The organism is Halopseudomonas sp. MFKK-1, from assembly GCF_027474385.1.
Taxonomy (GTDB): Bacteria; Pseudomonadota; Gammaproteobacteria; order Pseudomonadales; family Pseudomonadaceae; genus Halopseudomonas; species Halopseudomonas aestusnigri.
In genome coordinates this window covers 997,150-1,010,745 of sequence record NZ_CP114836.1, presented here as the reverse complement: position 1 = coordinate 1,010,745, position 13,596 = coordinate 997,150, and the positions used below count along the sequence as shown (strand labels likewise).

The window sequence follows — 13,596 nt, the reverse complement described above, 5'->3', positions numbered from 1 at the left end:
TGTTCCTTGAGTCGATCAGGCCGCAGCGGCAGCCCGGGGTTGGCTGGCGAACCAGTCCAGCGCATCGCGCCAGAGCGGTTCGGCGTAGGGTCGGAAGTAACCCATGTGGCCCAGCGGCTTGAGGCCGAGGGCCTTGGGGTCGATATCCCGTGGTTGATAGGCGGCGCCGCTGAAGGCGCTCATAAAGGCGTCACGTGACTCGGGGCCGGCCCAGAGATCGTCGAGCGAGACGGCGCCGACAATCGGTGTGCGCACGGCGGCAAAGTGCTCGGTCAGCCAGGCCATCTTCGGGTCATCGAAGAAGTAGCGCGGGAAGCGGCACCAGTGTTTCCAGTCGCGGTAAACGCCCTTGGGCAGATCTTCACCGAGGCCCAGCCAGTTCCACGCCTGATAGCCCTTGATGGCGACGATCAGCGGCAGCACCAGATTCCACATGAACTGCACCTTGCGGCGCTCACCCTTGGGCATCCAGCCGTGCCAGCCGGCACCGGTGCCGAAGGTGTAGACGGCGTCGATGGCATCGCGGTTGGGCAGCAGGCCGAAGGCGTGGCCGCCGAACGAGTGGCCGACCAGATACAGCGGCAGATCCTGCTGGCCGAGATAGTCGACGCCGGCGGCTAGGTCCTTGTCGGCCCAGTCCAGATAATCCATCTCGAAGCCTTTGAGGCTGGCCGGCGCGGAAGCGCCAATGCCGCGGTAATCCAGCGTCAGGGTGGTGAAGCCGTTGCGAGCGGCGAACTCGGCAAAGCGCCGGTAGAAGCCCTGCGGCACACCGGTGGCGCTGCCGACCAGAATCTGCCCGCGTGGCTCGCTGGCCGGGTACAGGGTGGCGGCGAGCTGGTAGCCATCGGCGGCGGTCAGGGTCAGGCCTTGCGGGGCGAGCGATTCAGTGGCCATTGGCAAACTCCTTTTGTTGCAGGCGAACGTGGCTGAGCAGAGCGCGAAACGAACGCTCGATCGGGTCGGTACTGCCTGCGGCGCGGGCCATCATCAGCCCGCCCTCGTAGCTGGTCAGCACCAGCACGGCGAGGTCGGCGGCGGCCTCGGCGGGGAAGCCGGCGCGGCTGATCTGTCGGGTCAGCAGGTCGCGCAGGTTGCCGAACGCGCCGTTCAGCGCGAGCAGCAGATCGGTGTCCTCGGGCGAGCAGTCGAGTGCGGCGGCCGCCAGCGGGCAGCCGAGCTTGAAGCGGCTGGCGGCGATACGCTGCAGCGCGCTGTCGATCCAGGCGGCAAGTGCCTCCAGCGGGTCATCGAAGCGCGCAAACATCTGCTCCAGAAACCGCGTCATCTCCTGCTCGGCGTTGGCAATGGCGGCCAGCGCCAGCTCTTCCTTGCCGCCGGGAAAGTGGTAATACAGGCTGCCCTTCGGCAAACCTGCGGTTTTCAGGATCTCGTTCAGGCCAACGCCGTGCAGCCCCTTGCTTTGCAAGGCGCTCTGCATGGTTTTGACGAGGATATGGCGGCTATCTTCTTTACTCATGGTGCTAGTTATAGACCGATCGGTCTATGGAGTAAAGCGTGATGTACGGCCAGGCGACAAGCGTTTAGCTCTCCTGCCGGTCACGGCATGTCGTGACCCTGCGCAAGACGTGTGGGCGCGCGGTGACCTCTGCTGTTTTAAATTATGATTGACATTTAAATGCGTCCATTTAAATTATGACCGTAATTCAAAAGGTGTCAGCGCCCTCTTACCCCAAGGAGCAATGCCATGACCTCCATCGTTATCGCCGGTTATCTGCGTTCCCCATTCCAGTTCGCCCGCAAGGGTGGGCTGATCAATCTGCGCCCGGATGATCTGGCCGCACAGGTGCTGCGCGGCCTGGTGGAAAAGCTCGATCTGGACCCTGCCCTGCTGGAAGATGTGATCATGGGTTGCGCCTACCCCGAGGGTGAACAGGGCACCAATGTCGCGCGTATTGCCAGCTTCCGTGCCGGCTTCCCCGAGACCCTGGGTGGCGTGACGGTGAACCGTTTCTGCGGGTCGTCGATGACTGCGATCCACTTTGCCGCCGGGCAACTGCTGCTCGGCGCCGGAGAGGCCTATATCGCTGCCGGGGTCGAGTCGATGACCCGGGTGCCGATGGGCGGCTTCACCCCCTCACCCAATCCGACCCTGCTGCAGGAATTTCCCGAGGTCTACATGGCGATGGGGCATACCGCCGAGGAAGTGGCGCGGCGCTTTGATGTGAGCCGCGAGGACCAGGATGCGCTGGCGGTGCTGTCGCACAGCAAGGCCGCCAAGGCGCGTGACGAGGGCTTGCTGGCCGATGAGATCGTGCCGGTTACGACGCCGGACGGGGTGGTCAGCGAAGATGGCTGCATCCGTCCGGGGACCAGCATGGAGGCGTTGGCTGGCCTGAAACCGGCCTTTGGCGGGGTTGTCACCGCCGGTACATCCTCGCCGCTGACCGACGGCAGCGCCGCGGTGCTGGTCTGCACCGAAGACTTTGCCCGGCGCCACAATCTGCCGATGCTGGCGCGCATCAAGGCCACCGCAGTGGGTGGCTGCGCACCTGAGATCATGGGCATGGGGCCGGTCGAGGCGACGCGTAAAGTACTTGCCCGCGGCGGTCTGACAATCAATGATGTCGACCTGATGGAAATCAACGAGGCGTTTTCCAGCCAGTCACTGGCTTGCCTGCGGGAACTGGGCATGCCGCTGGAACGCGTCAACCTGGACGGCGGCGCACTGGCGCTGGGGCATCCGCTGGGTGCGACCGGTGCGCGCATCACCGGCAAGGCGGCGGCGCTACTCAAGCGCACGGGCGGCCGTTACGCTGTGGCCACCCAGTGCATTGCCGGTGGTCAGGGGGTAGCGACGCTGCTGGAGGCCATTTAGCGCCATGCGTCTCGGTATAAAGCAATAACAATTGAATTGGGCCAGCTGGCCCGCAGGGAGAACACATGAGGTCCGCAGCCAAACTGGCCGTGCTGGTAGGAATTCTGGGTGGAATGCTCGGATGCCGCGAGGAAGCGGCACCCGTTGCCGATAACAGCGAGGCTCCGGCGCGGCTGGTGCTGTCGATGGAGGTCCACCCGGTTACCCGCGATGGTGCCCTGTTTACCGGCGTTGTTGCTGCCCGCACCGAAAGCGAGCTGGGTTTCCGCGTCGCCGGTGAGGTGATCGAGCGGCGGGTTGATCCGGGTGACCGGGTCAAGCGCGGGGATGTGTTGCTGGTGCTCGATGTGGACGACTTTGAGCTGGCCCTGCGGGCCGCCCGCCAGCGCGTGCGCTCGGCCGAAGCCTCGGTACGTCAGTTGCAGAGTGATGAGCAGCGCTATCGTCAGTTGACAGAGAGCGGCGCCGTCTCCCGTCAGGCCTACGATCAACTGGCAACCGAACTGCGCGTCGCCGAAGCCAATCTGGCCTCGGCCCGTGCCGACGCCGCGCAGGTGGAAAACCGCCGTGGCTATTCCACCCTGACCGCTGATGCCGACGGGGTGATTACCGAGGTGCTGGTTGATCAGGGGCAGGTGGTTGCCGCCGGTCAGGTAGTTGCCCAGTTGGCGCACAGCGGTGCCCGCGAGGCGGTGATCAGTATTCCGGAAACCCAGCGGACGCTGGCCGACAGCCCGGCCCAGGCGTTTCTGTTCGGGCAGCCGGATACACCGATTGGCGCGACCCTGCGCGAGTTGTCGGCGGTGGCGGATCCGGTCACCCGCACCTACCGCGCGCGTTATGTGCTGGACAGCGCCGTTGAGTCGCTGCCGATTGGGTCGACCGTGAGCATCCGCCTGCAGGCGCGCGAACAGGCGCCCCGGCTGCAGGTGCCGATCGGGGCCTTGCTGGATCAGGGCGAGGGCACCGGCGTCTGGGTGATTGATGAGGACAGCCGGGTGCGCTTTACCCCGGTTGAGGTCGTGCGCCTGGGGCAGGAGTTTGCGCTACTCGGCGCCGGCCTTGAGGATGGCCAGCGGGTGGTGGCGCTGGGCGCGCATCTGCTGCACGAGGGGGATGCGGTGACGCCGCTGCCCGATGGCAAGCTGGTCGGGACCGACGCTGCACGGAGCCTCTGACATGAGCCGTTTCAATCTGTCTGCGCTGGCGGTTCGCAACCCGGCGGTGACGCTGTTTCTGATTATCGCGGTGCTGTTGTCCGGGGCCTTTGCTTTCAGCAAGCTGGGCCGGGCTGAAGACCCGTCGTTTACCGTCAAGGTGATGACCATCACCGCCGTCTGGCCGGGGGCGACCGCCTGGGAAATGCAGGAGCAGGTCGCTGACCGGCTGGAAAAGCGGCTGCAGGAGCTGGACTACTACGACCGGGTGGAGACCACCGCGCAGCCGGGTTTCGTGTCGATGAAGGTGCAGTTTCTCAATTCCACCCCGCCGGCGCTGGTGCCCGAACTGTTTTACCAGACGCGCAAGAAGCTGAGCGATGAAGCCAGCAAGCTGCCCGATGGCGTCGCCGGTCCGTTCTTCAACGATGAATATAACGACGTTTACTTCGCGCTCTACGCGCTGGAGGCCGGGCAACTGCCACACCGCCAGCTGGTGCAGCTGGCCGAGCGCATGCGTCAGGACTTTCTGCAGCTGCCGGGGGTGAAGAAGGTCAACATCCTCGGAGAACAGGCGCAACGCATTTACGTCGAGTTCTCCTATCAGCGGCTGGCAACCCTGGGGCTGACGCCGGAGCAGATCTTTACCGCCCTGGCGCGGCAGAACGCAGTGGCGCCGTCCGGCTCGGTGGAAACCGCCGGGCCGCGGGCCTATATCCGTCTTGATGGCGCGTTCGACAGTCTGGAGCAGATCGAAAACGTGCCGGTAGTCGCCAACGGCCGGGTCTTGCGCATCGCTGATGTGGCCGAGGTGCGGCAGGGCTATGAAGATCCGCCGAGCTATCGCATTCGCCATCAGGGTGAGTCGGCATTGATGCTCGGCGTGATCATGGAGAAGCACTTCAACGGGCTGGACCTCGACAGTGCGCTGCAGGCGCACGAGGCGCAGGTCCGGCAGAATCTGCCGCTGGGCATCGAGTTCACCAAGGTCTCGGACCAGGCCAGCAAGATCCGCAAGGCGGTAGACGAGTTCATGCTCAAGTTCTTCGTCGCGCTTGCTGTGGTGATGCTGGTCAGCCTGGTGGCGCTGGGCTTTCGGGTCGGGCTGGTGGTGGCCGCAGCGGTACCGCTAACACTGGCGGTGGTGTTTGTGGTGATGATGATGACCGGCCGCGAGTTCGATCGCATCACCCTCGGCGCGCTGATCCTGTCGCTCGGGCTGCTGGTGGACGATGCCATTATCGCCATCGAAATGATGGTGGTGAAGCTGGAAGAAGGCATGGACCGGCTGAGCGCCGCTACCTACGCCTGGTCGTCCACCGCCGCGCCGATGCTGACCGGCACGCTGGTCACCATCATCGGTTTTCTGCCGGTGGGTTTCGCCCGCTCCGGTGCCGGAGAATACGCCGGCAACATTTTCTGGATCGTCGGCTTTGCGCTGATTGCCTCCTGGGTCGTGGCCGTGGTGTTCACGCCGTATCTCGGGGTGAAGATGCTGCCGAACATTGCCGCCAAGCCAGGTGGCCATGATGCCCTTTATGATGGCCCGGTCTATCAGCGCCTGCGCGGCGCCGTGCTGTTCTGCGTGCGTCAGCGTTGGCTGGTGACCGCTCTTGTGCTGGCGGCTTTCGTGCTCTGCGTGATGGGCATGAAGCTGGTCAACAAGCAGTTCTTTCCGAACTCCGACCGCTCGGAGGTCATCGTCGAGGTCTACATGCCGCCGGGCACTGCGTTCAAGAACACCGAGGCGGTGGTGGAGCGGGTCGAGCGGGCGATCATGGCCGAGCCGCAGACCCTGATGGTCGACTCCTACGTGGGCGGCGGCGCACCGCGCTTCTTCCTGTCGCTTAACCCGGAGCTGCCCGATGCCGCCTTTGCCAAGCTGATCGTGCAGACGCCTGACGCCGGCACCCGTGATGCGCTGATTGCGCGCCTGCGTGAGCGGGTCAGCGCCGGGGAATTCCCGGAGGCGCGGGTGCGGGTCACCCAGCTGGTGTTCGGGCCGCCGGTGCCGTTCCCGGTGGTATTCCGCGTCAGCGGGCCTGAGCTGGGGCCACTGCGTGCCATTGCCGAGCAGGTGCGCGAGCGGGTTGAGGCCAATCCGCTGACCCGCGACACCTTTATCGACTGGGGCGAGAAGGCCAGCAGCTACCGGCTGGTGCTGGATCAGGACCGCCTGCGCCTGCTCGGCTTTACCCCGGCCCAGGTCAAGTCGCAGCTCAACGCGCTGCTCTCGGGTAACCCGATCACCGAGGTGCGCGAGGGCACGCGCACGGTGTCGGTGGTGGTACGCGCGGTCGAGACGCAGCGCCAGAATCTGGACAGCATCGATGATCTGACCATCACCAATGACGCCGGTCAGGCGATTGCGCTGCGCCAGGTCGGGCAGTTCGAGCCGGTCATGGAGGACCCGATCCTGCGCCGCCGTGACCGCGAGCTGACCTTCGAGGTGCGCGCCGATATCGTTGCCGGGACCCAGCCGCCGGATGCAGCCATGGCCGCCTACCGGGATCTGGGCGATATCGTCGAGAACCTGCCGGCCGGTTATCACATCATCATCGGCGGGCCGGTGGAGGAAAGCGCGATTGCCAACAAGGCGCTGGCGGTGCTGTTCCCGATCATGATTCTGCTGATGCTGGTAGTGATCATGTTCCAGGTGCGTTCGTTCGGGCTGATGTTCATGGTCTTCGCTACCGCGCCCCTGGGCCTGATCGGGGCGGTGCCGGCGCTGCTGCTGTTCAACCAGCCGTTCGGCTTCAACGCGATTCTGGCGCTGATCGGTATCGGCGGCATTCTGATGCGCAATACGCTGATCTTTACCGACCAGATTCAGCAGAACCAGCACGCCGGAATGGCGATTCGCGAGGCCATCGTCGAGGCGACCGTGCGGCGTGCCCGGCCGGTGGTGCTGACCGCCCTGGCGGCGGCGCTGGCGTTCGTGCCGTTGACCTTCTCGGTGTTCTGGTCGTCGCTGGCATTCGTGCTGATCGGCGGGGTGACCATGGGCACACTGCTGACCTTGCTGTTCCTGCCAGCGCTGTGTGCGCTGGTGCTGGGCAGACAGACACGTTCGTCGGCAGCAGCGGGATCGACAGAGGCGGCGGCCGGTCATTCGATGTAAGATGATGACCGGCATTCAACGGGAGGCGGCATGCGCTATTCAGAAGATCACAAGGCGAAAACCCATCAGCTGATTCTCGACGAAGCGGCGCGCCGCTTCCGCCGTGATGGCGTCGGTGCGACCGGTCTGCAGCCGTTGATGAAGGCGCTCGGTCTGACCCATGGCGGTTTCTACGCGCATTTCAAATCCAAGGACGAGCTGGTCGAAAAGGCCCTGCGCCACGCAGTCGATGGCCTGAAAGCCTCGCTGGCCATGCACACCGGGCCGGACGTGCCGCTGTCTGCGCTGCTCGATACCTATCTGTCCGAAGGCCACCGGGCCAACCCCGATCAGGGTTGCCCGTTGCCGACCATCTCCGCCGAACTGGGCCAGCGCGGTCAGCAGAGCGAGATCACCGACGAGGTGGTGCAGGACCGGCTGGCTAACATCGCCGGCAAGCTGGACGGCGACGACAGCCGCGCGCAGGCCATGCTGGTGCTTTCCGCGATGGTCGGCGCCCTGATGCTGTCGCGTAGCGTCAAGGATGAAGCCCTGTCTGCCGAGCTGCTGAGCAGCACTCGCGAGCAGTTGAAAGCGCTGACTGAGTCGGCTTGATTCGTAGGTGCTAAATGAAAAGCCCCGCTGGGAACAGCGGGGCTTTTTTTGAAGCCGAATGCTCGGATGGTGGAGTGTGCACCGGGTTTCGTCCCGTTTACGCGGGCGAGTAGCGCAGATTTATCGGGAAAAAGAGTCGCAGCATGTCTGAGGAGCGGAGCGACGAGTTCTGCGACTCCCCGATAAACCGAGCAACGCAGCGAACCCGAAGGGCCGCGTAGTCGGGTGCCCCGGGGGATTGCTAAGGGGGGCTGGGCAAGCAGCCCCCCTTGGCTCGCCGTAAAAGGCGAAAGGCAGATTCCGCCACCGCTCAGGCTGGAAACCTGTTCGCGGAAGTTAGTCCCGACCTCTTCCACGCTGGCCGTTTGTGCAACGACGGAGACGCATAGGTCTTTGCTGGGCTGTCATAAAAAGGCTTGCCGCCCCACTTCACAACCAATACTTCGGATAACTCCGCGGGCTACGCAGATTATTGACCGCCCAGGCGGTCAGCACGATCACCAGTGACCCCACCAGCACCGGAGACACCAGATAGCTCAGCGGCGCGTGAGCCATGATCACCACCAGCGGGTCAGCGCCGGCTGGCGCATGCACGGTGCGGGTGACCTGCATGGCCGCCAGTGCCAGCGCAACACCGACCGCGCAGGCCAGCCAGCTGTCGCCGAGTAAGGTGACTACCGCCAGACCGACCGCGGTCGCCACCAGATGGCCGCCGACAATGGCGCGCGGCTGCGCCAGCGGCGAATCCGGTACGCCAAACGCCAGCACACAGCTGGCCCCGAATGGCGCCATCAACCACGGAATGCCGGATAGCACGCTCAGCCCGCCAGTAATGGCAATCGCGATGAGGGCGCCAAGCGACGAGAGCAGAACGAATTTCAGCGGCGGCGCGGGCGGGGCATCAGAGTGCAGCAAGCGGCGGATTGACATGGGGACATCCTGACAAAGAGTGAAAGGGAAGCGATTTCGGGCTAGTATACCGATCAGTATCTTTCAGTCAACCGATCGGTATACTTAATGGACATAGCCCAACATATCGTTGCCTCCTCGCTGCAGTTGTTTTACCGCAATGGTTTTCATGCGACCGGGGTTGAGCTGCTCAGCCGGGAGGCAGGTGTCACCAAGAAGACCCTGTATCGGCATTATCCGAGCAAGGACGTGCTGATCGATGCGGCCCTGGCACTGCGCCATGAGCAGTTCATGACCCGGATGCGCACGTTCGTTGAGCGGGCAGACGCTGCACAGCGGCCGCTGGCCTATATCGATTTCATTGCCAACTGGGTTCAGGAAGACGACTTCTGCGGCTGCGCGTTTATCAACGCAACGGCAGAATTCGCGCAGTCCGACAGTGCTCCGCATCAGCAGGCGGCACGCCACAAGGGTGAAATTCAGGCGTACCTGCTGAGTCTGTGCGCCAGCGCCGGCGCGCAACAGCCAGAGGTGGTGTCTACCCAGTTGTTTCTGATTGGTGAGGGGCTGATTGTCGGCAGTCAGGTGCAGCAGGCACAGCGCGTTGCCCTGGTTGATGGTGCACAGGCTGCCGCGCAGGTTATCTGGTCGGCGAGCCAGTGACCTGATTGGCGCTGCAGCGAGTCTGCGGCTCGGCTCAAAGGTAGCGGGCCGCAGGCCGGTTGTGCGACAGGTTGGGCGCCAGTTGCAACCGTGCCTGGGTCAGCGCGTGCCATTCGCTGCTGTCCGGCAGGGAGGGAATGGTCACCAGTTCGCCCTGATCGAAACCGCGCAGTGCGGCATCGACCAGATCCTCCACCTCCATCACCATGCCTGGAGGGATCTGCGCCAGCGAGCTGCCAGAGCGCTCGAAGATCTCGGTGCGGGTCACTCCGGGCAACACCACCTGAACCTGCACGCCGTGGCTTGCCAACTCGGCGTGCATGCTCTGGCTCAGGCTCAGCACGTAGGCCTTGCTGGCGCTGTAGATGGCGTTGAAGCGCTCCGGCAGCAGCGACACCACCGAGCCGATATTGATGATCGCGCCGCCGCCACCGAGGCTGAAGCGTACTGCAGCAGCGCTGGCGAGCATGGTCAGCGCCAGCAGATTGATCTGCAGCAGGCTGTGGGTGCTGTCCAGGTCGGCCTCGGCCAGGCTGCCGTTGAGGGCGATGCCTGCACTGTTGACCAGCAGCGTAATCTGCTCGTCGCTGCGTAGCCTGGCGGCAACCTTTTCGATGTCGGCGTGTTGTTCCAGGTCGGCGCTGAGCAGATCGACGCGCACCCTGTGGGCGGCAGTAAGCTCATCTGCGAGCTGCCGCAGACGTGTTTCGTTGCGGGCGACCAGCAGCAGGTCATAGCCGCGGGCGGCCAGGCGGCGGGCGTAGGTCGCACCGATACCGCTGGAGGCGCCGGTGATCAGCGCGGTCTGGGCATGAGAGGAGGCTTTCATGGTCGTACTCCTAGCTTTGAATTATGGCCGTCATGCTATTAGCATGATGATCATAATTCAATAGGCCCTGACGCACGCCGACCAGCGGTTGTCGGTGGTTTCAGCCAAACAGCTTTTGGGTGAGACCGGCGACGTACTTGCCCTGATAACGGGCAATGGCGCGCTCGCGGGCATCTGGCTGACGGGAGCCATCACCGCCGGCGATGGTCGATGCGCCGTAGGGTGTGCCGCCCTTGCCGTGCTCGATATCGGCCAGTTCCTTGGTGCCGTAGCCGATGGGCACGATGACCATGCCGTGGTGCGCCAGGGTGGTCCAGGTGGAGGTAATGGTCATCTCCTGGCCGCCGCCGGTGCCGGTGGAGGTAAATACGCTGGCGATCTTGCCGTGCAGTGCGCCCTTGGCCCACAGGCCGCCTGTCTGATCGAAGAAGGTGCGCATCTGGCTGGACATGTTGCCGAAGCGGGTCGGCGTGCCCACGATGATGGCATCGTAGTCGGCCAGTTCACCCGGGCTGGCAACGTCAGCGGCCTGATCAACCTTGCCGCCGGCTGCCTTGAAGGCGTCTTCCGGCATGGTTTCCGGCACCCGCTTGATGGTGACCTCAACCCCCTGAACCTGCCGCGCGCCTTCGGCGACGACCTGGGCGAGGGTTTCAATATGTCCGTACATGGAGTGGTAAAGCACTAGTACCTTGGCCATTGCTGTCTGCTCCTGCTGTGATGGGCGTTGCCGCGCCGGCGCTCGGGTTCGCGATTGATCGGCGCGCCTCAAAGCATAGAGCATGATGTGCAGGGCAAGTTCAGGCGATCGCGCCGATCAATCCTGATAGCGGCGGTGCGGACCCTGACGCAGCGGGTCGAGCAGCGGTTTTAGCCCGTTGTGGTCGATCTCCTGCATCAGTTGCAGCAGGCGGCCGATCTCGCCCTTGGGAAAGCCCTCCCGGGCGAACCAGTTGAGGTAGTGGCCGGGCAGGTCGGCGAGCAGGCGACCCTTGTATTTGCCGAAGGGCATTTCGCGGGTGACCAGCAGCACAAGATCTTCGGGTTTCATTGCGGCTCGCAGATTCGGAGTGAAAGGCGATTATGCCTTCCCCGCTTCGTCAGGTCATGTTGGGCAGGTCGCGGCCAACAGGGTATCCTGCGCAGCCGTTTTCACCGCCACAGAGAGTTATTGCCATGATCGTCAAGGCACTGCGGGTCATTGTTGGCCAGCTCGTCGTCTTTATCAGCTTCCTTACCCGGCCGCGCCCGATGCAGCGCGAACCCGCCGCGCAGGCTGCGGTGGATGACGCCGCGTCGGCGCTGGCGCTGTATCAGTTCAACGGCTGCCCGTTCTGCGTGAAGGTCCGTCGTACCCTGCGGCGGCTGAATGTACCGGTTGAGCTGCGCGATGCCTCCGGCAACGCCGAGCACCGCCAGACCCTGCTGGCCGAGGGTGGCAAGATCAAGGTGCCCTGTCTGCGTATCGAGGAAGACGATCAGACCCGCTGGCTGTACGAGTCCGATGCGATCAACGCCTACCTCGAATCCCGCTTTGCCTGAGCAGGCGCTGCACTAGGCCTGCTGATAGCTGTCGATGACTTCCTGCGCCGCACGGAAGGCATCGATGGCGGCCGGTACGCCGGCATAGACTGCGCAGTGCAGCAGCGCTTCGCGGATCTCTTCCACCGTGCAGCCGTTGTTCAGGGCCCCTCGCACATGGCCTTTGAGCTCCTGCGGGCACTTCAGCGCGGTCAGGGCGGCCAGGGTAATCAGGCTGCGGGTCTTGCGGTCCAGCCCCTCGCGATTCCATACCCCACCCCAGGCGTGTTCATTGACGAACTCCTGCAGCGGCTGACTGAATTCGGTTGCATTGTTCAGCGCACGGTCGACGAAGGCGTCGCCCATGACTTCCCGGCGTACCTGCACGCCTTCCTGCCTGGTCTTGCTCATGTTTTGGTCCTCTTTCTACGGTGCTGGCCGCAGTCTATCAGGCTGCCTTGCGAAAGCTGACGCAGATCAGCGCGTATCGGCAGCAGAGATCATTAAACTGTGCCAGAGTGGTGCAATCATAACGAAACACTGGAGGTAGACAGGCATGGCGAGTATTCGGTTTCTCGGTGCAGCGCAGGAAGTAACAGGCTCCTGCCACCTGCTGAGTTCGGCTGCGGTGGGCAAGGTGCTGCTCGACTGTGGCATGCATCAGGGTGGCGACGCGGTAGACCGCCTGCAGGAGGAGCGTTTCGCCTTCAAGCCCGCCGAGATCGATGCAGTGATCCTGTCCCATGCCCATATCGATCACTCCGGGCTGCTGCCCAAGCTGGTCAGCGAAGGGTTTCGCGGGCCGATTTACTGCACGCGCGCGACTGCCGATCTGCTGGAAGTCATGCTCAATGATGCCGCCGGGCTGTATGAGCGTGATCTGGAGCGTGAGAATCTGCGCCGTGCCCGTCGGGGTGCGCCGGACCTGCCGCCGGCCTATACCCGCGACGATGTCGAGCGGGTGTTCAAGCAATGCTCGCCGCAGCGCTACCACCAGCCGTTTGCGATTGGTGAGGCGGGCAGCGTGACCTTCCACGACGCCGGCCACATTCTGGGTTCGGCGATTGTCGAGCTGACCCTGCAGGAGCAGGGCCGGGAGAAGCGTCTGGTGTTCTCCGGCGACCTGGGCAAGAAGGATAGCGTGCTGCTGTTTGACCCCGAGGTGCTGACCCGCGCCGACCTGGTAATGATGGAAGGTACCTACGGTGACCGTGATCACCGCACCCTGGGCAATACTCTGGAGCAGTTCGAGCAGGTCCTGCACGAGGCCTGGGAGCGGGGCGGTAACGTGATGATTCCGGCCTTTGCGGTCGGCCGTACCCAGGAGCTGCTGTTTTACCTCGGCCAGCTGCATGAGCAGGGCAAGCTGGATAACTGGCAGGTGTTCCTCGACAGCCCGATGGCGATCGAAGTCACCCGGCTCTACGACCGCTGGCTCAGCCAGCTCGACTGCGAGGGTGTGAAGGGGCTGTGCAGTGGCGATCAGACTCTGCTGCGTGACTTCCTGCCGCGCCTGCAGCTGACGCCCAGCACCGACGAGTCGATGATGATCAACAAGATCAAGCGCGGCGCGCTGATCATCGCCGGCAGCGGCATGTGTACCGGCGGGCGGATTCGTCACCACTTCAAGCAACGCATCTGGGATGAGCGCAATACCATCGTGTTTGTCGGTTTTCAGGCACGCAATACGCTGGGCCGCATCCTGATTGACGGGGTGCAGCGCATCAAGCTGTTCCGTGAGGAGTATCTGGTGCGCGCGCAGATTGAAACCCTCGGCGGCTTCTCGGCCCATGCCGGGCAAACCGGGCTGGTGGAGTGGGTCAGCCACTTTGAAAACAACCCGAAGGTGGTGCTGGTACACGGCGAGCCGGAAGCGCTGGATGCGCTGGCCAAGCGGCTGTGGGATGAGCATCAGATTGAAGCCATGATCCCGACCCCGGGCCAGTGTCTGGCATTCTGAGTG

The 13,596-nt window shown here is 63.8% G+C and carries 14 protein-coding genes; 7 read left to right on the top strand and 7 right to left on the bottom strand.

What is annotated here, in order from left to right; genetic code table 11:
* Positions 1–15 precede the first annotated feature (15 nt).
* Both O5O48_RS04550 and O5O48_RS04545 read right to left on the bottom strand, forming a co-directional pair.
* Positions 16–897: an alpha/beta hydrolase family protein gene (locus O5O48_RS04550; protein WP_269688278.1), complete on the bottom strand. Its 882-nt coding sequence runs from the start codon at positions 895–897 to the stop codon at positions 16–18.
* Entirely contained in the window at positions 887–1,480 is a 594-nt protein-coding gene (locus tag O5O48_RS04545; protein WP_269688277.1) for a TetR/AcrR family transcriptional regulator, read from the bottom strand. The genes O5O48_RS04550 and O5O48_RS04545 overlap by 11 nt, the downstream gene beginning before the upstream one ends.
* 228 nt (positions 1,481–1,708) lie before the next feature.
* Between O5O48_RS04545 and O5O48_RS04540 the strand changes: the two genes are divergently transcribed.
* From O5O48_RS04540 to O5O48_RS04525, 4 genes are all read left to right on the top strand, one after another.
* On the top strand, positions 1,709–2,839 hold the full coding sequence (locus tag O5O48_RS04540; protein ID WP_269688276.1) for a thiolase family protein: 1,131 nt from the start codon (positions 1,709–1,711) through the stop codon (positions 2,837–2,839).
* A 65-nt stretch (positions 2,840–2,904) separates the two neighbouring features.
* Complete coding sequence (locus tag O5O48_RS04535) at positions 2,905–4,017, top strand: efflux RND transporter periplasmic adaptor subunit (RefSeq protein WP_269688275.1); 1,113 nt, start codon at positions 2,905–2,907, stop codon at positions 4,015–4,017.
* A 1-nt stretch (position 4,018) separates the two neighbouring features.
* On the top strand, positions 4,019–7,117 hold the full coding sequence (locus O5O48_RS04530) for an efflux RND transporter permease subunit (RefSeq protein ID WP_269688274.1): 3,099 nt from the start codon (positions 4,019–4,021) through the stop codon (positions 7,115–7,117).
* 30 nt (positions 7,118–7,147) lie between these two features.
* On the top strand, positions 7,148–7,711 hold the full coding sequence (locus O5O48_RS04525; RefSeq protein WP_233048675.1) for a TetR/AcrR family transcriptional regulator: 564 nt from the start codon (positions 7,148–7,150) through the stop codon (positions 7,709–7,711).
* 429 nt (positions 7,712–8,140) lie between these two features.
* Here the strand turns inward: O5O48_RS04525 and O5O48_RS04520 are convergent, their stop codons facing one another.
* Positions 8,141–8,641: an HPP family protein gene (locus tag O5O48_RS04520; RefSeq protein ID WP_269688273.1), complete on the bottom strand. Its 501-nt coding sequence runs from the start codon at positions 8,639–8,641 to the stop codon at positions 8,141–8,143.
* Between the two features lie 87 nt (positions 8,642–8,728).
* On the opposite strand from O5O48_RS04520, the gene O5O48_RS04515 reads away from it, so the two are divergent.
* Positions 8,729–9,283, top strand: coding sequence for a TetR/AcrR family transcriptional regulator (locus O5O48_RS04515; protein WP_269688272.1), 555 nt, complete (start codon positions 8,729–8,731; stop codon positions 9,281–9,283).
* A gap of 34 nt (positions 9,284–9,317) precedes the next feature.
* Here O5O48_RS04515 and O5O48_RS04510 read toward each other — a convergent pair whose 3' ends face one another.
* The 3 genes from O5O48_RS04510 to O5O48_RS04500 all read right to left on the bottom strand — a co-directional run bounded on the left by O5O48_RS04510 (position 9,318) and on the right by O5O48_RS04500 (position 11,163).
* Positions 9,318–10,112, bottom strand: coding sequence for an SDR family NAD(P)-dependent oxidoreductase (locus O5O48_RS04510; protein ID WP_269688271.1), 795 nt, complete (start codon positions 10,110–10,112; stop codon positions 9,318–9,320).
* Positions 10,113–10,212: 100 nt separating this feature from the next.
* Positions 10,213–10,812, bottom strand: coding sequence for an NAD(P)H:quinone oxidoreductase (wrbA, locus tag O5O48_RS04505; RefSeq protein WP_269688270.1), 600 nt, complete (start codon positions 10,810–10,812; stop codon positions 10,213–10,215).
* A gap of 117 nt (positions 10,813–10,929) precedes the next feature.
* A complete protein-coding gene (locus O5O48_RS04500) occupies positions 10,930–11,163 on the bottom strand; it encodes a DUF3820 family protein (protein ID WP_233048681.1) in 234 nt (77 codons plus the stop codon).
* 125 nt (positions 11,164–11,288) lie between these two features.
* Between O5O48_RS04500 and O5O48_RS04495 the strand changes: the two genes are divergently transcribed.
* Positions 11,289–11,654 carry a glutaredoxin family protein gene (locus O5O48_RS04495; protein ID WP_269688269.1) on the top strand — a complete coding sequence of 122 codons (366 nt, stop codon included), beginning with the start codon at positions 11,289–11,291 and terminating at the stop codon, positions 11,652–11,654.
* 12 nt (positions 11,655–11,666) lie between these two features.
* Here the strand turns inward: O5O48_RS04495 and O5O48_RS04490 are convergent, their stop codons facing one another.
* A complete protein-coding gene (locus tag O5O48_RS04490; RefSeq protein WP_233048683.1) occupies positions 11,667–12,044 on the bottom strand; it encodes a carboxymuconolactone decarboxylase family protein in 378 nt (125 codons plus the stop codon).
* A gap of 145 nt (positions 12,045–12,189) precedes the next feature.
* On the opposite strand from O5O48_RS04490, the gene O5O48_RS04485 reads away from it, so the two are divergent.
* Positions 12,190–13,593 (top strand): MBL fold metallo-hydrolase RNA specificity domain-containing protein, encoded by a 1,404-nt coding sequence (locus O5O48_RS04485; protein ID WP_269688268.1) that lies wholly within the window; start codon positions 12,190–12,192, stop codon positions 13,591–13,593.
* Positions 13,594–13,596 lie beyond the last annotated feature (3 nt).

Excerpts from the sequence above, each read along its gene's own strand:
- O5O48_RS04515 (WP_269688272.1), top strand. The coding sequence starts at position 8,729 with ATGGACATAGCCCAACATATCGTTGCCTCCTCGCTGCAGTTGTTTTAC.
- O5O48_RS04540 (WP_269688276.1), top strand. The coding sequence starts at position 1,709 with ATGACCTCCATCGTTATCGCCGGTTATCTGCGTTCCCCATTCCAGTTC.
- O5O48_RS04525 (WP_233048675.1), top strand. The coding sequence starts at position 7,148 with ATGCGCTATTCAGAAGATCACAAGGCGAAAACCCATCAGCTGATTCTC.
- O5O48_RS04485 (WP_269688268.1), top strand. The coding sequence starts at position 12,190 with ATGGCGAGTATTCGGTTTCTCGGTGCAGCGCAGGAAGTAACAGGCTCC.
- O5O48_RS04535 (WP_269688275.1), top strand. The coding sequence starts at position 2,905 with ATGAGGTCCGCAGCCAAACTGGCCGTGCTGGTAGGAATTCTGGGTGGA.
- wrbA (WP_269688270.1), bottom strand. The coding sequence starts at position 10,812 with ATGGCCAAGGTACTAGTGCTTTACCACTCCATGTACGGACATATTGAA.
- O5O48_RS04530 (WP_269688274.1), top strand. The coding sequence starts at position 4,019 with ATGAGCCGTTTCAATCTGTCTGCGCTGGCGGTTCGCAACCCGGCGGTG.
- O5O48_RS04545 (WP_269688277.1), bottom strand. The coding sequence starts at position 1,480 with ATGAGTAAAGAAGATAGCCGCCATATCCTCGTCAAAACCATGCAGAGC.
- O5O48_RS04490 (WP_233048683.1), bottom strand. The coding sequence starts at position 12,044 with ATGAGCAAGACCAGGCAGGAAGGCGTGCAGGTACGCCGGGAAGTCATG.
- O5O48_RS04520 (WP_269688273.1), bottom strand. The coding sequence starts at position 8,641 with ATGTCAATCCGCCGCTTGCTGCACTCTGATGCCCCGCCCGCGCCGCCG.
- O5O48_RS04500 (WP_233048681.1), bottom strand. The coding sequence starts at position 11,163 with ATGAAACCCGAAGATCTTGTGCTGCTGGTCACCCGCGAAATGCCCTTC.
- O5O48_RS04495 (WP_269688269.1), top strand. The coding sequence starts at position 11,289 with ATGATCGTCAAGGCACTGCGGGTCATTGTTGGCCAGCTCGTCGTCTTT.
- O5O48_RS04510 (WP_269688271.1), bottom strand. The coding sequence starts at position 10,112 with ATGAAAGCCTCCTCTCATGCCCAGACCGCGCTGATCACCGGCGCCTCC.
- O5O48_RS04550 (WP_269688278.1), bottom strand. The coding sequence starts at position 897 with ATGGCCACTGAATCGCTCGCCCCGCAAGGCCTGACCCTGACCGCCGCC.